A 19589-nucleotide genomic window follows, 5' to 3' on the forward strand; every position below is an offset into this window, starting at 1 on the left:
ATGGCGGCCGTCGTCCGGTGCCGTGAACACGCGGATCGCGCGGTTGGTGACAGCGCTTAGCCCAGGTTGAGCTGCGAGTTTTGTGCCGGGCTCGTCAGTGCGAGGCCGGCTACGGCGATGCTGCTGCCCCGCTACTGCTGTGGCACAGCACCCTTCTGCTGCTGCATCTTCTGCATCTGCTCCTGCATCCGCTGCTGCATATCCTCGAAGAAGGCTGTCGCCTCCTCGTTGGTCGCGACGCCGTCGTCGTTGGTGTCCATCCGCTCGAATGAGGCGACCGTCGGCGCTTCGAACTCGCCACGATCGATCTTACCGTCGCCGTTCTCGTCGAGATTCTTGACAAAGGTCTCGCCGGGATCAGGCATGCCGCGCTCTTCCATCGCCTTCAGCATCTCTTCCGGGACCTGTTCATTGAACGCGGTGCCAGCCTCCTCGGCGTCTACGAAGCCATCGCCATTCAAATCGGTTTCGTCAAAGCGAGCCTTTTGCGGCGCAACCGCCTCCTCCAGGCTGACCTTGCCGTCACCATCGGTGTCAAGCTGCTCGATGAAGGCGTCGGCAGGCGCCTTGTTGGGGGCTGCCTGCTCGGCTTGAGCAATCGCAACGGTGCTCGCAAGGGTTCCAGCGATGGCGGCGGCGAGGATCGAATAGGCTCTCTGCATGGTCAGGCTCCGTGAGTGGTGGATGTGGTCGTTGAGACTCTTGGTCAGTGGAGAAGACGAGCGACAAGGATAGCCGGTGAGATGAGACGGTCGAATCCGGCAGAAACGCGCCGCGCGCCTGGATACTGACCGCAACAGGGTAGTAGTCAGCGCGCGCGCTGGCAAACCGAGGGTTCTATGAAATGCGGCAAGCCAGTATGCTGCGCCTTTCAACTCGGACCCTGACTAACCTGCCGGGTGAGACTGACTGAGCTCCTGCTATGGCCGATTCTGCCGTGACGCCGACCCGTACCAACTTCATCCGCCAGATTGTCCAGGACGACCTCGAGAACGGGCGCCATCAGCGCGTGGTCACCCGCTTTCCGCCGGAGCCGAACGGCTATCTGCACATCGGGCACGCTAAATCGATCGTGCTGAACTTCGGCATCGCCGAGGATCTCGGCGGCATCTGTAACCTACGCTTCGATGATACCAATCCGCACAAGGAGAACGTCGAGTTCGTCGAGTCGATCGAGGCCGACGTCCAGTGGCTCGGCTACGAATGGGGCGGGCGGGTGCGCTTTGCCTCGGACTATTTCGAGCAGCTCTATGGGTTTGCGGTGGAGCTCATCGAGAAGGGCCTGGCCTATGTCTGTGATCTCTCGGGCGAGGAGACCCGCGCCTATCGCGGGACGCTGACCGAGCCAGGGCGCGACAGCCCTTATCGCGACCGCAGCATCGACGAGAATCTGGACCTCTTTCGCCGGATGCGCGCCGGCGAATTCCCGGACGGGACGCGCACGCTGCGGGCGAAGATCGACATGGCGTCGCCCAACATCAACCTGCGCGACCCGGTTCTCTATCGGATTCGCCACGGCGTGATTCACCACCAGACCGGCAGCGAGTGGTGCCTGTACCCGACCTATGATTACACGCACCCGATCTCGGATGCGCTGGAAGGGATCACCCATTCGCTGTGCACGCTGGAGTTCGAGGATCACCGGCCGCTCTACGACTGGTGCGTGGCCAATGTCTCGGTGCCATGCCGCCCGCGCCAGATCGAGTTCAGCCGGCTGAACCTCGAGTACACGGTGATGAGCAAACGCCTGCTCACACAGCTGGTGACCGAAGGCATCGTCAGCGGCTGGGATGATCCCCGTATGCCGACCATCGCCGGGCTGCGGCGTCGCGGCTTCACGCCGGGTGCGGTGCGCGGCTTCTGCGAGCGCATCGGTGTGACCAAGGCCGATAATCTGGTCGAGATGGGCATCCTGGAGAGCGCGATCCGCGATGAGCTCGATGCGAGCGCGCCGCGGGCGATGGCGGTGCTGGACCCGCTGCGGGTGGTGCTGACCAATCTGCCTGCCGATGCGCCGGCGGCGGTGACGGCCAAGAATCATCCGAAGGACGACAGCATGGGGACACGCGCGGTGCCGTTGAGCGAGGAGCTTTGGATCGACCGCAGCGATTTCGAGGAGACACCGCCGAAGGGCTTCAAGCGGTTGGTGCCGGGCGGCGAGGTCCGGCTGCGCAATGCCTATGTGATCCGCTGCGATGAGGTGATCAAGGATGCCAGTGGAGACGTGACCGAGCTGCGTTGCTCGGTGGATGTTGAGACGCTGGGTAGGAACCCGGAAGGGCGCAAGGTCAAAGGCGTCATCCACTGGGTACCCGCCGAGACTGCCGTGAACGCCGAGGTGCGGCTCTATGACCGGCTGTTCACGGTGCCGCAGCCCGGCACCTCCGGGCGCGACGTGCGCGAGGACCTGAACCCGGATTCGCTGCGGGTGATCCCCAATGCGAAGCTTGAGCCGAGCCTCGGCGCGGCCAAGCCCGGTGATCGCTTCCAGTTCGAGCGTGAGGGGTATTTCGTCGCTGATCCGGATTCGCTTCCGGAGCGGCCTGTGCTCAATCGCACCGTGACGCTGCGTGATACCTGGGCCAAGGTACAGGGTGCCTCCAAGGGCTAGAGGGTTGCTACGATGACCGATACGAGGACACCGCGCCCAGGCCCAGCTGGCGCCGGCATTCCCTGGCCCGAGCGGATGCTGATCGGCTCTGGCATCCGCAGTGCGGCCCGCTTTCTGCCCAAGGATCGCCTGACGCGGATGTTTCGCAGCGAGGCCGAGCAGGCGATCGAGGTCGCGCGCGGTTTGAGTGTGGACGAGGGGCGGCAGCGCGTCTTGGTCGAGCGCTTCATCGGCATTGAAGAGAGCAGCCGGCACTGGTCCGTTTATATGGCCCTCGAGCACCTTGTGATCGTCAACAGCGCGATCGCGGCGATTTTGCCGCAGCTCTATTCGGGACGCGTGATCACGGGCGAGGTGGGTATCGAAGATGCCGAGCCGGTTCCGGAGGCCGGCCCGGAACAGATCGACGACCTGGAGAATCTCGTCGAGCGTTACACCGATCTCGTCGATAAGCTGGGGAACCTACGCGCAGGAACCACGCTCGAGCACCCCTGGTTCGGAACCCTGTCGGCGGCGCACTGGCATGCGCTGGCGACGATCCATAACAGCACGCATCGCCGCCAAGTCGAGCGGATCAGGCAGGCGTTGTAGCTCGCCGCGTCTCCGTGCGGTCCCGGTGCGGTCCCGGCTCGGTCCTGGCTCGGCTCAGGCCCCGAAGCCCTCAACGAGACCACCCCCATCGGTTGCGGTGGTGCCTCATCCTGCCCATCAGCCAACCGGAGCGATGCAGTCTTGCTCGAACCACGCCTCGCCGCCTCCCGCGCAGATCAATCAACCCCTGACACGGAGCGATCCGTTGCGCCTGCCGAGCGTGAGCATGATCTGCTGCGCGGCGCCGATGATCTGCTCGCCGACTTCGACCGCGGCGTCACGGTGTTCAATGAATTCGTGCGGGGCTGTCGCAGTCTGTTCGATCTCGGACGCTGCGTCACGGTGTTCGGCTCGGCGCGCTTCCCTGACGGACATCGCTGGTACCGGCTCGCGCGTGAGATCGGCGCCGAGCTGGCGCGCGCCGGCTGCACCGTGATGACCGGGGGCGGCCCCGGCGTGATGGAGGCAGCCAATCGCGGTGCGCATGAGGCCGGCGGACTGAGCATCGGCTGCAATATCCGTCTGCCCCACGAGCAGCAGCCGAATCCCTACCTCGATCGGACGCTGACCTTCGATTACTTCTTTGTGCGCAAGGTCATGCTGCTCAAGTACTCGTCCGGATTCGTGTTTCTGCCTGGCGGTTTCGGCACCATGGATGAGCTGTTCGAGACACTGACCCTGATCCAGACCGGTAAGGTCGAGGCCTTTCCCTGCATCGCAGCAGGGACGGACTTCTGGCAACCGATGGTCGATGCGGTGGCCGAGCAGCTCTATGCGGCGGGTACCGTCTCCCGCGGCGAGGTCGCGATCGGCCTGCTCGATGATCCGGCCGAGATCGTCGCGCATCTGCTTGCGGAGCAGCCGCGGCCTGAAAACCGGCCTGAACAGGCGCCGGATTAGCCCCGGATTAGCGCCGGATCACGAGCGAGCCCTCGTCGCCGACCCTCCACGTTTGATCTGGTCGTAGGCCGCGAGCGCCTCGGCGCGGCTGGCCTTGAGGTCGACGATAGGCCAGGGATAGTCCCGCCCGAGCCGGACCCCGCACGCCTCGCGCTCGGTCTCGGAGGCCTGCCAAGGCTGATGGATGAGCTTATCCGGAAGCCGATGCAGCTCGGGGCACCAGCGTCTTACGTAACCTCCTTGAGGGTCGAACCGTTCGCCTTGCCGGACCGGATTGAAGATCCTGAAGTAAGGCGCGGCATCGGCGCCGCAGCCGGCGCTCCACTGCCAGCCCTGGGTGTTGTTGGCGAGATCGGCATCGACGAGCGTATCCCAGAACCAGCGCGCGCCCTGCTGCCAGGGCTGGCGGAGGTTCTTCGTCAGCAGCGAGGCGACGATCATCCGCACGCGATTGTGCATCCAACCGGTCTGCCACAGCTCGCGCATCCCAGCGTCGACGATCGGGATGCCGGTGCGGCCTTGCTGCCAGGCCGCGAGCAAGCTGTCCGCATCCTCACTGCGCCAGGGAAACGCGGCGAAACGGGGATCGAGCGGCTCAGCTGGGGTCTGCGGGAAATGATACAGCAGCTGATAGCTGAACTCCCGCCAGCCCAATTCGCGCAGGTAGGGCTCGGACAGCTCAGGGTCCGGGCGTCCCGCTTGCACCTGTTCGATGACCTGGCGCGGGCTCAGCTCGCCGAAGTGCAGATGGGGCGACAGGCGCGAGGTGCCCTCGACTGCGGGTAGGTCACGGGCCTCGGCGTAGTGGTCGAGCCCATCTGAGACGAAGCGGCTCAGCCGCTCCAATGCGCCGGCCTCACCAGGCCGCCATTGCTCACGCAAGCCCTGATCCCAGGGGATCGTCGGCTGCAGCGCCAGCGCATCGACGTCGAGGCGCTCAAGCGTGTCCGAGATCGGTGGCAATGCTGCGGGCGCCGGCGTCGGTGGCGGCTGCTGCGCGAGCCGCGGTGCGAGCTGCCGCCAATAGGGCGTGAAGACCCGGTAGGGAGCGTCCTGGCCGGTCTTCAATGTCCAGGGCTCGTTGCACAGCAACCCATTGTAGCTGGCGCACCAGAGACCCTCAGCGCGCAGCGCTGCCTTGATACGGCTATCCCGCTCGGTCGCCGCCGGTTCATAGCAGCGGTTCCAGTGGACCTCGGTGGCGCCGGCCTCCCGAGCCAGGGCGCGTAAGGCCCCCAGGCTGTCGCCGCGACGGATGATCAGCCTGCTGCCGCGTTCCTGCAGCGCGTGATGCAGCGCCTCGAGGCTGTGATGCAGCCACCAGCGGGATGCCGCACCAGGCTGCCAGGGCGCTTCCTCATCCGGCGAATGGATGTAGACTGGGATGATTCGTTCGCAACGCTGCCGTGCTCCCTCCAAGGCCGGATTGTCGCTGAGCCGGAGATCACGGCGCATCCAGACGAGGGCGGTGGTCGGCATGGTTGCTCCCGATCAGGTTTTTGCCGTTGCAGAAGGATGATCCTGCACTTGTCATCAAATGATAATGGCGGCACTTGGTCGCAAGGCGCTACGATCTCCATTTGGCTAAGGCGTAAGCCCAAGGTGGGGTTCCCGATCGATGTCCAGCCCAGAGCCGGAGCCCCAAAGCGTCTTCTATGACGCGCTGACCGAGCTGAAGACCGCCGAGCAAAGCGAGGCGGTCGATTCGCCTCAGACCAGCTCACCCTCTTATCAACTGGCCTACGCAGACAAGGCGTTCCTGTCCCGGGACGAGCTGCGCGGCGTGCGCCTGCAGTTGGAGCTCCTCAAACCGGAGCTGACCCAGCGCGATCTTGGCATCAGCTCGACGGTCGTGATCTTCGGCAGCACCCGCATCCCGGAGCCAGGGGTCGCTGAGTCCCGGCTCGCTGCCGCAGAGGCCGCCGTCGAGCGCGCGCCCGGTGATGCCGGCTGCGTTCGCGAGCTCGCGGTGGCGCGGCGGATCGCCGAGAAGGCGCGCTACTATGAAGAGGCGCGGCGGCTCGGACAACTGATTACGCAGGTCTCGCAGCACAATGGGCATCGAGACCTCGTTGTCGTCACCGGCGGCGGCCCAGGCATCATGGAGGCCGCGAACCGCGGCGCTCAGGATGTCGGCGGCAAGAGCATCGGCCTCAGTATCGCCTTGCCCCGTGAGGAGCGGCCGAATGCCTATGTCACGCCGGAGCTGAGCTTCCAGTTCCACTACTTTGCGGTGCGCAAGATGCACTTCCTCCTGCGCGCCAAGGCCCTGGTGGTCTTCCCGGGTGGCTACGGCACGCTGGATGAGCTGTTCGAGACGCTCACCTTGATCCAGACCCGCAAGGTCAAGCCGGTGCCCGTGCTACTGTTTGGCCGTGCCTACTGGGAGCGCGTGATCCGTTTCGACGAGTTGGCTGCCGAAGGGACCATTGCGCCTGAGGACCTGGAGCTCTTCCAGTACGTCGAGAATGCGGAGGATGCCTGGCGTCTCATTCAGGCATTTCATCGCCCGCTGAGCGCTCATTCGGAAGAGGCCGCCGGAGGGAATGAGGGGGCGACCGGGGGGGCGACTGGTACGGTGGGGGCGACTGGTACCGTCGATGGCAGCGATGGGGCGTCCAAGGCTCGGACGCACCGAGGCGGGGCCGAATGAGCCCGCCGCTCAAACTTGGAGTGGGCGCCGCGGGAGTCGGTGCCCGCGTCCGGAACGCTCGATCACAATAAGACCTCTGGCCGCGGTGACGAGCTCCGCACGCGGCCAAACTCGATGAACGACTCTGCTCTCAAGACTAGGACGACACGCAGTCTTCGGGTTCGCTACGTGATCGGTCTGAGCGCGATCGCGCTCTTGGTCACGGCCTCGTTCATGACGATGCAGCGGGTGGTCTCGGAGCAGCGCAACTTTGCACGGCTCGTGAATCTTGCGAGCCATCAGAGTGGTCTGGTCAACCGCGTTGCCTATTTCGCGAGTCAGATGGCCCTCGCCGAGGAGCCAGCCGAGTTCAATCTGGCGCGGGCGCAGGTTGGCAGGACGATCAATCGGATTCAGGAGGCCCATCGATTACTGCGCGAAGGCTCGCCGGAAGAGGGGATACCGCAGGTTACGAATGAGAGCCTGCGCATCATCTACGAGGACCCGATGGTCGGCCTCGATCGGGCGATCAATCGCTTCCTGGACCGCGCACGGACGGTCTACAAGACCGAGCTCGAGGAATTCAGTCCGGACTCGGCCGCCTATCTCTTCCTCAACGTCTACGGTCCCCATGCCCTCGAGCCCATCCTGGATGCGGCCGTCGAGGAGTATGAACGCATCGGTCGAAAGGCCATCCTGCGCATCGAGCAGTTCGAACTCGCGATCTGGCTGGCCGCGCTCGCGACGCTCGTCATCGAGCTGTTCGTCATCTTTTGGCCGCTCGAGCGTCGGGTGCGGGAGTCGATCGCGTCACTCGAGGATACCGTCGCAACGCTGCAAGAGACACGTGAACGACTCGTCTCAGCGCAAGCGCTCGCGCATGTCGGTGATTGGCAATGGCATCCGCAGACGCAGACGTTGGCATGCTCGCGTGAAGCGCAACGGATACTGGGGCTCGGTCCGGATGACCTGGCACGTGGCATCGAGTCGCTCTCGCGGCTGGTCAGGCCGGCGGACCGAGGGCTTTGGCAGCGTCAGACGGAGCAGGCGCTGATTCGAACCGGTGCAGGGCCGTTCTCGCTCGAGTACCGTATCCTGCGGCCGGATGGTCAGGAGCGCACGATCAGCCAGCAGATCATCGCGCGGCACGATGACAGCGGCGCGCCGCTACAGCTGGCCGGGACGATCCAGGACGTGACCGAGCGGCTCGAGCTCTCAAAGCGGCTGCAGCGGTTGTCGCAGAATATCCCTGGCTTCATCTACGAATACGAGCTCTCTCCCGACGGCTCGTCGCGGTTCCCCTATGCCAGCCAAGGTATCAGTGAGCTCTTCGGGGTTTGGCCAGAGCAGGTCTACGAGGACGCCTCGATGATCTTCGCCTGTATTCATCCCGAGGACGTCGAGCGTGTCTCCAACTCGATCTTCGTCTCGGCGCGGGAACTGAGCCTTCGAGGCGAGCAATATCGGGTCCAGCATCCGGAGCGCGGCGAGATCTGGCTCGAGAGTCACGCCACACCCGAGCGTCTACCTGAGGGCGGGACGCGCTGGTACGGCTATGTTTGGGAGGTGACTGACCGCAAGCGGTCCGAGGAGCAGATCCGCGAGCTCGCCCTGTTCGATCCGCTCACCGGGCTCGCCAATCGGCGTTTGCTGCGCGATCGGATCGAGCACGCATTGGCGGCCGCGCAGCGCAGTGGGCAGATCGGTGCGGTGCTGATGCTCGATCTCGATAATTTCAAGACGCTCAACGACACCCAGGGACATGATGTCGGCGATGCGCTGTTGGTCGAGGTCGGGCAGCGTATGACCCGGCGCGTGCGGGCCTCGGATACCATTGCCCGGCTCGGTGGCGACGAGTTCGTCGTGCTGCTGGAGTCGTTGAGCCCCAACAAGGGCGAGGCCCGGGAGCGCTCACTGCAGGTGGCCGAGAGCATCCAGCAGTCCCTGAACCAGCCCTATCAGCTCGGGGACGACCAGCCCTCTTATCATACGAGCGTCAGCATCGGCGTCAGCTTCTTCAAGGACGGCTCGATCAGTGTCGATGACCTGCTCCGACAGGCCGATATCGGCATGTTCCAGGCGAAGGAGTCCGGCCGCAACCGAATCTGCTTGTTCAGCGAGCAGCGGCTGCTCGCGATCCAATCGCGTACCTCGCTGCTCCAGGAGCTCAGGCAGGCGCTGCAGGAACAAGAGTTCCTGCTCTACTATCAGCCGCAATTCCACGCCGACGGCGCCATCTGTGGTGCCGAGGTCCTGCTGCGCTGGCAGAGTCCAACACGCGGCCTGGTGTCACCCGGTCATTTCATCCCGCTGGCCGAGGATACCGGGCTGATCGTGCCGGTCGGCGAGTGGGTGCTCAAGGCGGTCTGTGGGCATCTGCGCGTGCTTCGGCGCGCCGCTCTCCCGGAGGACTTCTCCATCTCGATCAATATCAGCCCGCGGCAGTTCTCTGATCCGGGCTTCCTGACCAAGGTCGAGCAGGCCTTGGCGAGCGAACCCGATGCTGCCCGTTGCTTGAGCTTCGAGCTCACCGAGAACGCGCTCTTCGTCGACATGGACCATGCCATCGAGGTCCTCGGTCAGTTACATCGTCTTGGGCTCGGGATCGAGCTCGACGATTTCGGCACCGGCTACTCGTCGTTGAGCTATCTGAAGCGGCTGCCCCTGGATGCGCTGAAGCTGGATGGCTCGCTGGTAGAGGACAGTACCGGCGATGCGCGGGATGCCGCGATCGTCCGAGCGGTGATCGCGATGGCCAAGACATTGTCGCTGAAGGTCATCGCCGAAGGCGTCGAGACGCATGCGCAGCGGGACTTCTTGGCGCAGGAGGGCTGTGATGTGCTGCAAGGCTTTCTGCTGGCGCGGCCGATGCCGTTCGACGAGCTGAAAGCCCTGTTTGACTGCTCAGCCCCGCCGCGCTTCGGCAAGCAGGCAGAAGACGGACCCGGTGGCGTTGTCGGCCGATCAGGGTCCGCTGCCGGCAACAGCTCGACCTCGCTTGGCTGACCCGAATGCTGCACCGGTGCTCAGCGGGACCTCGGGCAGCGCCGGCAGACGAGTGATCGGACATTGATTCCGGCAGGCCGCCAAGATGCGAGGTGATTCGACGATGTCAGTCCTCTCCCGACAGTCCACGCCGCTCGCCCTGCTGGTCGGTCTGACGCTCTGCTGGCCGGTGCTCGCGCTCGAGCCGCTTCGGCTCGGCGTGATCAACGAGCGGCCGGACCGACCGGCCTATGCGCTTGGGCTTTATGGGCCGCTCAATGCCTACCTCGATGCGCAGCTGCGGCCGCTGGGGCAGCGCATGGGCGACCTCGTCATCGCGCGCAGCCTGGACGAGATGGCCGTGCGGATCAGCGACGGCGCTGTCGATCTCCTGCTCGAGGGCGTGATGCCGACGCTCAAGCTGCGGCGCAGGACGGGCCGGATCGACGTGCACCTGCTCGTCTGGCGCAAGGGGCAGCGCCAATACCATACGGTGTTCTTTGCGCGCCGTGAGAGCCCGATTCAGCGCATCGAGCAACTGCGGGGCAAGGTCCTCGCCTTCGAGAGCCCGCGGTCGACCTCGGCCTTTGATGTGCCGCGCGCGGCATTGATTGAGGCTGGCTTGGAGCTCGCCGAGCAACCGGTCGCAGAACCGGTCGCTGCAGAACATTCGGGGGCGGTCGATGGCGACCAGGTGCGGTTCCTGTTTGCGGGATCGGAGCTGAACCAGGCGTATTGGGTCCACTCCGGTCGTGCCCATGCTGGCGCCTTCAATAACGGCGACTGGGAGCGGGTGCCAGCGGCGATCAAGCCAGAGCTGCGCGTCTTCCACCGCACACGGCCGATCCTGCGTTGGCTGTTCTCGTTTGCCGGCCCAGTCGATCCGGGCCTGCGCGCGCAGCTGGTCGAGATCCTGAACGGGATGCACCAAGACCCGGAGGGGCGCGCGGCGCTTGCCGCCGCGTCGCGGATCGCGAAGTTCGAGCCGCTGACCAGCGCCGATCGCGCCAACCTCGCCTATTGGGATGAAGCGCTGGAACGGCTGGAGGCTGATGCAGGCGAATGAAGGCGTCTATTTCAGGTCTTGCCGCCCGCGGCAGCAAGCCAGGGGCGGTCTCGACGGGGCGGCCGGATGTCTGCTGATGAGGCGAGCATGCCTGCTTTCCGCCGGTTGAGCACCAAGTATGCGGTGGCGATCGCCGCCGTGCTGCTGCTCGGGATGGCGCTCGTCTTGGCGCTCGCGGGCTATTTTGTCTATCGCGGGACGAACGAGTTGCGCGATGAGCTGGCCGCATCCTTCTCCGAGATCCAGGGTCAGTACGACCAGCGCACGCTGCGCGCGAGCAGCACCTACCTGAGCCGACGGCTGTTCAACCCGCTCTATCATCTGGACATGACGGCACTCAACGCCGAGATCGCGCGAATCAATGCCTGGCTCGAGCCGCGCTCGGTGCTGATCCTGGACGAGCAGGGGCGGGTGGTCACCGATGGGACGCTCGCCAATGCGGGGCATGGACGCATCGAGTCGGTGCCGGAGAGGCTATCGGAGCAGCCGTCGTTGATCGAGGAGACCGAGAACGGGGATCGGCTCTATTTCCGGATCGCCCATGGTGATGAGGCGATCGGCTATGGACGCATCGACTTCTCCGATGCGCGCGAGCGTGCGTTGCTAAAAGGGGTGCATGCGCAGATCGAGGCGGCTTGGGAGCGCTTCGAGGATTGGTTTCTATCGATCGGCGCCATCGGGCTCATCGTCGCCCTGTTGGTGAGTCTGGCGATTGGCTGGCGCTTGTCGGTCTCGTTATCGCGTCCGCTGCGCGAGATGAGCGATGCGGCCGAACAGTTCGCCTCCGGAAACCTGAGCCACCAGTTACCGACGCAGGCGGAGGACGAGCTGGGGCGACTGGCTGCCTCGCTCAACCGGATGGCGGCCGATCTGCAGAAGGCCGGACGCGTCCTCCATCGGGCCCAGGAGATCGCCGCGTTCGGCAGTTGGGAATGGCGTCCCGGACGCGAGACCCTACAGCTCTCCCATGGCGTCTACCTGATCCTCGGACTGGACAGTGGGACCGAGCCCTATCGAATCGATGACCTGGTCCAGGCCGCGATACCGCAGGACCGCGATCAGCTCGCCCAGGTCCTGCAGGGCGCGTTCGAGACGACGGTCTCGTTCGAGCTCAGGATTCAGCGCCGCGACGGCGCGTTGCGGATCGTGCGGATCAAGGGTGAATCCGAATGCGAGGAGAACGGGAGGCTGGTCGCCAGCTTTGGCACCATCCAGGACATCACCGAGCAGCAACAGGCGCAAGTGCAGCTGATGCGTCTGGCGAACTTCGACACCCTGACCGGCCTGCCGAACCGCAATCTCTTCTACGACCGGCTGCGGCATGCGGTGCAGAAGACGAGGCGCAACGGCGGTCAGGTCGCCCTGTTCTTTCTCGATCTGGACCGTTTCAAGGAGATCAATGACGCCCTCGGCCACGATGTCGGGGATGCGCTGCTGCGCACGGCAGCTCAGCGCCTAAGCGACATGGTGCGCGATTGCGACACCCTGGCACGCATGGGCGGCGACGAGTTCACGCTGATGATCGAGGGTGTCTCGGCAACCCTGTCTCCCTCCGCGGTTGCCTGTAAGCTGATCGATGCGCTCAGCGCGCCGTTCGAGCTTGCCGGCCAGGAGCTCTTCGTGTCCGCCAGTGTCGGAATCGCGCTCTTTCCGCAGGATGCGGACGACCTCGAGACGCTCATCAAGCACGCGGATATCGCGATGTACGCAGCCAAGGAGAAAGGCGAGGGGAGCTTCCATTTCTTTACCTCGGCGCTTCAACGGGCCGCGAGCGAGCGCCTGGTGTTGGAGCACCAGCTCCGCGCCGCGCTGGACCAAGGCGAGCTGCGGCTGCACTTTCAGCCGCAAGTGCGTGTCGAGGATGCGGTGCCGGTCGGTATCGAGGCGCTGCTGCGTTGGGGTGACGGTGAAAGCAGTGTGTCGCCGGGGCGCTTCGTGCCGGTGCTGGAGTCATCCGGTCTGATCACACGAGTGACTCAGCCGGTGCTGCGTGAGGCCGGCGCGGCGCTGGCGGCATCGAGGGCACGCGGCTTCGCCGATCTCAGGGTCTCGGTGAACCTCTCTGCCCGCCAGCTGCGCCAGCCCGAGCTGATTGGACAGATCGAGTCGACGCTTGCGGAGTTCGACCTGCGCCCCGAACAGCTGGAGATCGAGATCACCGAGAGCACCCTGCTGGACAACGAGCAGTGCCAGAGCAACGCGGTGCAGCTCGCTGCGCTCGGCGTTCGGCTCGCGATCGATGACTTCGGCACCGGGTATTCGTCGCTGACCTATCTGAAGCGCTTCGACGTCGATGCGCTCAAGGTCGACCGCTCGTTCGTCAAGGACATGCTCGACGATCAGGACGATGCGCTGATCGTGCACGCGGTCGTCGGGCTCGCGTCCGGGTTGGGGATCGAGAGCGTTGCTGAGGGCGTGGAGCTTGCCGCCCAGCGCGCCCAGCTCCGGAAGCAGGGCTGTGATTTGATCCAGGGCTATCTGATCGCGCGCCCGATGCCGTTGCCGGAGCTATTGGACTGGCTCGATGCGTGACCGCCTGATCATGACGCTGCAACCATGGGTCCGAGCTGGCCCGCGACCCATCCCAGCTCGGTCGCATCGCGGTCGGCAGATTCACCGCGTTTCGCTCGATCCCGTCAACTCAGGGGCGCACGGCGTCCCGCGCCGATCGGTGTGACGTTCAGGGCTGCCTGCGCTGCGCCAGCGATACCGCCAGGGCCTCGAGAGCAAAGCCCCGCTGACGTGGCGACACTGTGACGAGAAACGGTCGCTGGACGGCCGTCAGTAACGGCTTGCATGCTTTGCGAAACGCTCAACTTACAGTGTAGGTTTAAAGGACAATGTAGTGCTCGCGGCGTTGCGGGTGCCGACCGACCGCGTCCCGAGCGCACACGCCATGCCCTTCGCCCGTTCGCCTTCCGAGCCCGAACAGACCGCGACCGCCCAGGCTGCGAGCCTGGATGCGCTGCTTCAGGCGTCCCCGATCGGTGTGGCGGTAACGGTCGAGCGGCAGATCCGCGAGGTCAATGATCAGCTCTGTGCGATGACCGGCTATTCCCGGGCTGATCTGATCGGTCAGACGACGCGGATATTGCACATCAGCGATGAGCACTATCAGGCGGTTGGGGCGGCGCTCTATCCGCAACTGCAGCTGCAGCGCGTGGCCCGCATGGACACCGAGATGCGCTGCAAGGATGGTCAGATCCTCGATGTCGTGCTCTGCTTGGCGTTGATCGACCCGGATCGGCCAGCGCTCGGCGTCGTCTCCACTGTGATCGATGTCAGTCAGTCGCGGCGCGCCGAGCGACTGTTGCGGACCCGCCTGGCCCTCTCCGGCTTCACGGCCATGCGCGATGGCCGCAGCATCGTCGAACGGGTCTTGACCGACACCCTGCAGCTGACCCGCGGCGCGGTGGCTCGGTTGCGGCTCTACGAGCCCGGCCGTAAGGAACGGCTCGATGCCCTGCTCGTCCAGTACCCGGAGGGGCTGCAGTTCTCGATGGAAGCGGTGGAGGATCGGGACGGTGAGCGATTACCGGGGCTGAGCAGCATACGGGCTGGGCGGCACGCGGCCGAGCATCTGGTGGGGCTGTTCGCCGGCCGTCGACTCGAGGTCGAGCTGCCCGCTTCCAGCGGGGGGTGCTTGTTGGCGCGCCTGGAGGTTGGCGGCAAGCGCGCAAAATACCTGGATACCGAGCGATCCTGCGCGCGTCAGCTCGCCTCGATGGCCGCCGATGCGCTCGAGGCGGTGCGCACGGCGGAGGCCTTGCGCCGCAGTGAAGACTGGGCGCAGCTCGCGATCGAGGCGGCGGGTGATGGCGTCTGGGACTATGACCCGCGCAGCGGCATGGTGACCGTGAATGCGGCCTATCTGTCGATGCTCGGTCGAGGCGCTGAAGGCCTGCGCCTGCATATCGCCGACTGGCAGGCGATGCTCCATCCGGATGATCGCGAAAGGCTGCTGCAGCAGGTCTCGTCGCTGATGGAGAGCGAAGACCAGATCGAGATCGAATACCGCTTGCGGCGGGCCGATGGCGATTGGTGCTGGGTGCTGTCGCGGGCGCGCGTGATCGAACGTGACGAGGCCGGTCAGGCGCTGCGCATGATGGGTATCCACGTCGATATCACCGAGCGCAAGCACGTCGACCAGCAGCGTGAGCGCTTGCAGGAATTGCTCGCCCGCACCGAACAGATCTCGCGGGTAGGCAGTTGGGAGTGGGAACTCGAGAGCGGGCATGTGCTGTGGTCGCCGGAGCTGTTTCGGTTGTTTCAACTCGAGCCTGCGCAGGGGCCTATTCGGTTTGCCGACAAGGGATGGGTCTTCGATGCGGCCGACCGTGAACGGCTCGCGCAGGCCTTGGACCAGGCGGTCGCGGACGGTCAGCCCCTGGATTTGGAGCTCAACGCGGTTCGCCAGGATGGGTCGCGGTGGCTGTGCCGAGTCTGCGGTTATCCGCAGCGGGACCTGAATGGGCGCATCGTCTCGGTTTACGGCTCGATGCAGGACATCACCGACCGGCGCGCCGCAGAGCATCAATTGCGCTTGGCCGCGAGCGTCTTCGCCCACAGTCTGGAGGGCATCCTGATCATGGATGCGCAGCGGCGCATCCTCGACGTCAACCCCGGCTTCAGCCGCATCACCGGCTTCGGCAAGGACGCGATCCGCGGTAGCGATCCCGCGCTGCTCTCATCGGATCAGTACCCGCGTCTGTTCGATACCGCGCTCTGGGCCGCGCTCGAGCACAGCGGCGCTTGGCAGGGCGAGGTCTGGCTGCGGCGTCAGGACGGTACTCCGGCTCCTGCGATCCTGTCTGTCTCCCGGGTGCTCGATCATGCCGGGGCGGTGCAGAACTATGTCGCGGTCTTCTCCGACATCACTCAGGTCAAGGCGCATGAGGCCGAGCTGGAGCGTATCGCCTACCATGATCCGCTCACCGGCTTGCCCAATCGGCGCTTGCTCACCGATCGGCTCACACAGGCGGTCGCCCTGGCCGATCGCAGCGGGCGCGCGCTGGCGGTCTGCTATCTCGATCTCGACGGCTTCAAGCCGATCAACGACCGCTATGGGCATGACGTCGGCGACCAGCTCCTGATCAAGGTGGCCGAGGCCCTGCAGCAGGCGCTGCGGGTCCAGGATTCGGTCGCCCGCTTTGGCGGTGACGAATTCGTCCTGATGTTCCCCGAGCTGCACGATCCTGAGGCTTGCGAGGTCCTGCTCGAGCGTGTCCTGACCAGCGTCAGGCAGCCGATTCGCATTGGCGATGCCAGCCATCAGGTCTTCGCGAGCATCGGCTTTACGCTCTATCCGATGGATCGCTCGGACCCCGATACGTTGCTTCGTCATGCCGATCAAGCGATGTATCACGCCAAGGAGACGGGGCGTAACCGCTATTGCCGTTACGACAAGGTAGCGGTTCAGGAGTATGCGGTCGCTGGACCCGATCAGGATGCGCTCGAGCAGGCGCTCGAACGGAATGAATTGGTGCTCTACTATCAGCCTCAGGTGGACCTGATCAGCCGTGAGGTGATCGGCGCCGAGGCCCTGATCCGCTGGCAGCATCCGAGCAAGGGGCTGCTGGCGCCCGGTCTCTTTCTGCCTGCGGTCGAAGGCCGTGCATTGGAGCGAGCGCTCGGCGACTGGGTGATCGGCTCGGCACTCGAGCAGCTTGCACTGTGGAATCAGCAGGGACTGAAGCTCGCCCTTGGCATCAACATCAGTGCGGGCCACCTGACGGAGCCGGGGTTCGCGAAGCGGTTGAACGAGCAGCTCGCGCGGCATCCGTCGGTCACGCCGGAGGATGTGGAGCTCGAGATCGTGGAGACGACCGCGCTCAGCGATTTCAAGCGGGCCGACCGTATCCTCAGCGAATGCCAGGCGCTCGGGGTGCGGTTCGCATTGGACGACTTCGGCACCGATTATTCGTCGCTGGCCTATTTCCGCGCCTTGGCGGTCGATGTGCTCAAGATCGATCAGAGCTTCGTGCGCGATATGCTCGATGATCCCGGCGACATGGAGATCGTCGAGAGCGTGGTGAGGCTGTCCCAGGCCTTCAGCCGGCTGGTGATCGCCGAGGGGATCGAGACGCTGGAGCATGCAGTGCTGCTGACCTGGCTAGGATGCCGACACGGTCAAGGTTACGGGATCGCTCGGCCCATGCCGGCTGCGGAATTGCCCGATTGGTGCCTGCGCTGGCCGTCATGGAAGGAATGGCCAGACGCCGATCAGAGTGGCGACTGCGCCGATATCGAGCTGATGATGGCGGCGCTGAATCACCGCCAATGGGTGAACCAGGTCATGCGCGTGCTCGAGGGGCGTGTGGTGCCTGATGCCGTGGTCGCCATGAGCGCGGCCGATTGCCCCTTTGGACACTGGCACCAAGTTCATGAGACGGCTTGGTACGCTGCGCTGCCGGAGTTTCAGGAGATCGGCCCATTGCATGAGCATGTCCATGCGCTCGCGGAAGCGTTGTTGCTCTACGCGCGCAGCGGCCAGCGTCAGATCGCAAGGAACCGCCTCGCCGATCTTCACGCAGCGCGCCGAGAGCTGACCGCCAAGATGGCGCAACTGATGCGGTTGATGCAGCGCCGCGATTGAGCCGCAGGGCTTGATCGAGATGGGGCGCGCCGTTCGCAAGCACCTTGGCAGGCGCTGAAGCGCAGAGAGGCTATACTGAATAGAGATGACCCCATCGGAATCCTAGATGCCCATTGCGCGCAAGCCAGCGGCCGCACTCCACAGCGCTTCACGGTCATTACGACGGACAGTGGGGCCTGCTGCCGGTTCAGCTGAGCCCCAACGCCTTGAACGCCGCCTGGCGCATGTCCCCAAAGAACACTGGATCGACCTGCTCCAGCACGTCCGCGTTCACCTCCAAGAACTGCCGCTTGTTCTCGATCGGGATCAGCGCGCGCTTGCCACCGTTGTCCATCGCGACCTGGAGGGGCTCGGTCAGTGAACGTACCGGCTTGATGTTGCCCTGGATGCTCATGTTGCCGAGCACCAAAAGCGCGGGCTGGGGAGGCGCCTTGCGCAACGCCGAGTAGGCGGCAACGAAGAAGGCGACGCCGATCTCGGCCTCGACCTTTTGCCGTCCATGTGGCCGAACAGGTTGGCGACCGTCGTCGGGCCGGTGAGCAGGAACGCATAGGGCGAAAGCTCCTGCACTGCGTAGCTCTTGCTCGTGCCGCGCGGGCCCAGCTCGACCAGGTTGTAGTTGCGCTCGCACAGCGGGATCAGGCGGCTCAGAAACAGCGGCTTCAAGCGACGCTCCATCACCGTCGGCTCGTAGCCCATGCTGCGTAGGATGAAGTCCAGCGACTCGTCAGTGGTGAACTCGGCGCGCAGCCGGCGGTATTCCTCCAGGTCGAAGGTCGCCAGCTGGATCGGCGTCAGCTTGTCGATCCAGAACGGGTTCTTGCCCCTGTTCTCCTCGTCGTACTCGAAGCGCATGTCGATCTGCGCCCAGATCCCGCCGGTGAGCAGGCGGTCGAAATCGCGCACATCGTGATCCGGGATATGCACAAACTTGTGGCCGAAGTTCGTCAACTCGGCCCAGTACTGCGAGTCCACTAGCCGCAGCTTCACCTTGTCGATGAAGGTGTGCTTGCCGTTCTACTTGACCTTACTCTGGGCGCGGGTCGACTCGTCCGGGCGGATATAGTTTTCCGCCAGGGTATCGTTGACCACCTGAAGTCCCATCTGGATCGCCATCTCGTCGGACGAGGCGCAGTACTTGCCGAGCAGGTATTCCAGCACGAACACCGGCACATTGGCGCCGACCTTGACCGTCCGAACCAGGTCCTTGCGCACCACTTTGCCCGCGAAGATGCAGTTTGCCTTGTCGTCGAAGGGGTCGCGGGAGCGGCGGGTGTCGTTCATGAAGGTCCGGGGGGCCGGGGTCCGGGAGCTAGGCTATTGGTTTTGCGAGTGGGTTTCTGGGCTTCTGTTGATCACTTAGCACCGCGAGCGGCGCCGTTGGCACGTCTATTCGGCTAACCCTTTGGTACCGTCTATTCGGGTGAGGCGCTGGTCGAAGCTGTACAACGGCAGCGCTTCTGCCGCCCGCACAGATTCAAGGATGACACAATCTGCGAAGTCCGCGGATGAGATGGCATACAGATTCACAGCAGCATTGACCACCTCTGCCCGCTCGACAATGACGCCCTGCATATTGGTCAGGCGCATCAGCTCCGAGTGGATTCGTCGACGATCCAGGCGCGCAACCTGAGCGAGGACCCAAACCAGCTCGACCAACACAACAACAGGGAGAAAAACCTCTCCCGACTTCAAGGCTTCCGACCAGTAACGCGCAGCCAGAGCAGCTTGAGCCGGGTCGTCGCCCAGCACCAATCTGACTAGCACATTGGTATCAAAGGCTTGCACTATCGACTGCCCCCTGCCTGATGCCTGCCTCAATTTCGTCCAAGGTCAATGCGGGTCGGTCCGACGGCCACGCGGGTCGTGTCGCAAGGAATTCGTCGAAGGTGAGCTTGCCTTGTGCCGGCGCTTCAGCGCCCACCGACTGAGATGCATCAATACCATCAGGGATCGTCGACTGTTCCAAGTCGAGTGCGATCACCTGCACACGATGTCCGAGCAAAGGCTTGAGGGCAGGGATTGCGTCGACCAATGCTTGGTCGACCTGGGTTTGAATCTGAAGGGCTTGTTGCATGGTCGGGGTTCGGGGTTCGGGGTTCGGTATGAGTGAGCGCGGTCATCGCAATCTTCGAGTTTGGCAGCAGGCGATGGATTTGGCAGGCGTCGCTTATCGTTCAACGGCTACCTTTCCACGCGAAGAGTTGTT

Annotated in this window: 14 protein-coding genes and 1 pseudogene; 8 read left to right on the forward strand and 7 right to left on the reverse strand. The window is 64.4% G+C overall.

Going from position 1 to position 19589, the window contains the following annotated elements; all coding sequences use genetic code 11:
* Positions 1-131: 131 nt before the first annotated feature.
* Positions 132-662 carry an EF-hand domain-containing protein gene (locus CKO40_RS16635; protein ID WP_200347562.1) on the reverse strand — a complete coding sequence of 177 codons (531 nt, stop codon included), beginning with the start codon at positions 660-662 and terminating at the stop codon, positions 132-134.
* Positions 663-922: 260 nt separating this feature from the next.
* On the opposite strand from CKO40_RS16635, the gene CKO40_RS16640 reads away from it, so the two are divergent.
* From CKO40_RS16640 to CKO40_RS16650, 3 genes are all read left to right on the forward strand, one after another.
* A complete protein-coding gene (locus CKO40_RS16640; RefSeq protein WP_200347564.1) occupies positions 923-2611 on the forward strand; it encodes a glutamine--tRNA ligase/YqeY domain fusion protein in 1689 nt (562 codons plus the stop codon).
* Positions 2612-2623: 12 nt separating this feature from the next.
* Positions 2624-3202 (forward strand): DUF1569 domain-containing protein, encoded by a 579-nt coding sequence (locus tag CKO40_RS16645; protein ID WP_200347566.1) that lies wholly within the window; start codon positions 2624-2626, stop codon positions 3200-3202.
* Between the two features lie 141 nt (positions 3203-3343).
* A complete protein-coding gene (locus tag CKO40_RS16650; RefSeq protein WP_242477130.1) occupies positions 3344-4102 on the forward strand; it encodes an LOG family protein in 759 nt (252 codons plus the stop codon).
* Positions 4103-4120: 18 nt separating this feature from the next.
* On the opposite strand, the gene CKO40_RS16655 is transcribed toward CKO40_RS16650, so the two are convergent.
* Positions 4121-5581: a cryptochrome/photolyase family protein gene (locus CKO40_RS16655; RefSeq protein WP_200347568.1), complete on the reverse strand. Its 1461-nt coding sequence runs from the start codon at positions 5579-5581 to the stop codon at positions 4121-4123.
* Positions 5582-5720: 139 nt separating this feature from the next.
* Here CKO40_RS16655 and CKO40_RS16660 point away from each other — a divergent pair, with 139 nt between their 5' ends.
* The 5 genes from CKO40_RS16660 (at position 5721) to CKO40_RS16680 (ending at position 17380) form a co-directional block, all read left to right on the forward strand.
* Positions 5721-6755, forward strand: coding sequence for an LOG family protein (locus tag CKO40_RS16660; RefSeq protein ID WP_200347570.1), 1035 nt, complete (start codon positions 5721-5723; stop codon positions 6753-6755).
* A gap of 114 nt (positions 6756-6869) precedes the next feature.
* Positions 6870-9740, forward strand: a complete 2871-nt coding sequence (locus tag CKO40_RS16665) for a putative bifunctional diguanylate cyclase/phosphodiesterase (RefSeq protein ID WP_200347572.1) — start codon at positions 6870-6872, stop codon at positions 9738-9740.
* Positions 9741-9843: 103 nt separating this feature from the next.
* Positions 9844-10785: a phosphate/phosphite/phosphonate ABC transporter substrate-binding protein gene (locus CKO40_RS16670; RefSeq protein ID WP_200347574.1), complete on the forward strand. Its 942-nt coding sequence runs from the start codon at positions 9844-9846 to the stop codon at positions 10783-10785.
* An 87-nt stretch (positions 10786-10872) separates the two neighbouring features.
* A complete protein-coding gene (locus tag CKO40_RS16675) occupies positions 10873-13317 on the forward strand; it encodes an EAL domain-containing protein (RefSeq protein ID WP_200347575.1) in 2445 nt (814 codons plus the stop codon).
* Positions 13318-13681: 364 nt separating this feature from the next.
* The gene (locus tag CKO40_RS16680; RefSeq protein ID WP_200347576.1) at positions 13682-17380 is read left to right on the forward strand and encodes an EAL domain-containing protein; all 3699 of its coding nucleotides are present in this window, start codon (positions 13682-13684) and stop codon (positions 17378-17380) included.
* Positions 17381-17567: 187 nt separating this feature from the next.
* Here CKO40_RS16680 and CKO40_RS16685 read toward each other — a convergent pair whose 3' ends face one another.
* The 5 genes and pseudogenes from CKO40_RS16685 to CKO40_RS16705 all read right to left on the reverse strand — a co-directional run bounded on the left by CKO40_RS16685 (position 17568) and on the right by CKO40_RS16705 (position 19457).
* Positions 17568-17819: a hypothetical protein gene (locus tag CKO40_RS16685; protein ID WP_200347577.1), complete on the reverse strand. Its 252-nt coding sequence runs from the start codon at positions 17817-17819 to the stop codon at positions 17568-17570.
* Positions 17771-18235: a BREX system Lon protease-like protein BrxL gene (locus CKO40_RS25195; protein ID WP_338074206.1), complete on the reverse strand. Its 465-nt coding sequence runs from the start codon at positions 18233-18235 to the stop codon at positions 17771-17773. Before CKO40_RS25195 ends, CKO40_RS16685 begins: the two co-directional genes overlap by 49 nt.
* Positions 18236-18286: 51 nt before the next feature.
* A pseudogene (locus CKO40_RS25200) lies at positions 18287-18664 on the reverse strand (anti-phage BREX system Lon protease BrxL); the annotation flags it as partial.
* Between the two features lie 105 nt (positions 18665-18769).
* The gene (locus CKO40_RS16700; protein WP_200347581.1) at positions 18770-19168 is read right to left on the reverse strand and encodes a PIN domain-containing protein; all 399 of its coding nucleotides are present in this window, start codon (positions 19166-19168) and stop codon (positions 18770-18772) included.
* Positions 19155-19457 carry a hypothetical protein gene (locus CKO40_RS16705; RefSeq protein WP_200347582.1) on the reverse strand — a complete coding sequence of 101 codons (303 nt, stop codon included), beginning with the start codon at positions 19455-19457 and terminating at the stop codon, positions 19155-19157. The genes CKO40_RS16700 and CKO40_RS16705 overlap by 14 nt, the downstream gene beginning before the upstream one ends.
* Positions 19458-19589: the final 132 nt, after the last annotated feature.

This window comes from Halochromatium glycolicum, assembly GCF_016584085.1.
Lineage (GTDB): Bacteria > Pseudomonadota > Gammaproteobacteria > Chromatiales > Chromatiaceae > Lamprobacter > Lamprobacter glycolicus.

Bases quoted from the DNA above. Each gene is read 5' to 3' on its own strand.
- CKO40_RS16665 (WP_200347572.1), top strand. From the start codon at position 6,870: ATGAACGACTCTGCTCTCAAGACTAGGACGACACGCAGTCTTCGGGTT.
- CKO40_RS16675 (WP_200347575.1), top strand. From the start codon at position 10,873: ATGCCTGCTTTCCGCCGGTTGAGCACCAAGTATGCGGTGGCGATCGCC.
- CKO40_RS16680 (WP_200347576.1), top strand. From the start codon at position 13,682: ATGCCCTTCGCCCGTTCGCCTTCCGAGCCCGAACAGACCGCGACCGCC.
- CKO40_RS16705 (WP_200347582.1), bottom strand. From the start codon at position 19,457: ATGCAACAAGCCCTTCAGATTCAAACCCAGGTCGACCAAGCATTGGTC.
- CKO40_RS16645 (WP_200347566.1), top strand. From the start codon at position 2,624: ATGACCGATACGAGGACACCGCGCCCAGGCCCAGCTGGCGCCGGCATT.
- CKO40_RS25195 (WP_338074206.1), bottom strand. From the start codon at position 18,235: ATGCGCTTCGAGTACGACGAGGAGAACAGGGGCAAGAACCCGTTCTGG.
- CKO40_RS16670 (WP_200347574.1), top strand. From the start codon at position 9,844: ATGTCAGTCCTCTCCCGACAGTCCACGCCGCTCGCCCTGCTGGTCGGT.
- CKO40_RS16655 (WP_200347568.1), bottom strand. From the start codon at position 5,581: ATGCCGACCACCGCCCTCGTCTGGATGCGCCGTGATCTCCGGCTCAGC.
- CKO40_RS16640 (WP_200347564.1), top strand. From the start codon at position 923: ATGGCCGATTCTGCCGTGACGCCGACCCGTACCAACTTCATCCGCCAG.
- CKO40_RS16635 (WP_200347562.1), bottom strand. From the start codon at position 662: ATGCAGAGAGCCTATTCGATCCTCGCCGCCGCCATCGCTGGAACCCTT.
- CKO40_RS16660 (WP_200347570.1), top strand. From the start codon at position 5,721: ATGTCCAGCCCAGAGCCGGAGCCCCAAAGCGTCTTCTATGACGCGCTG.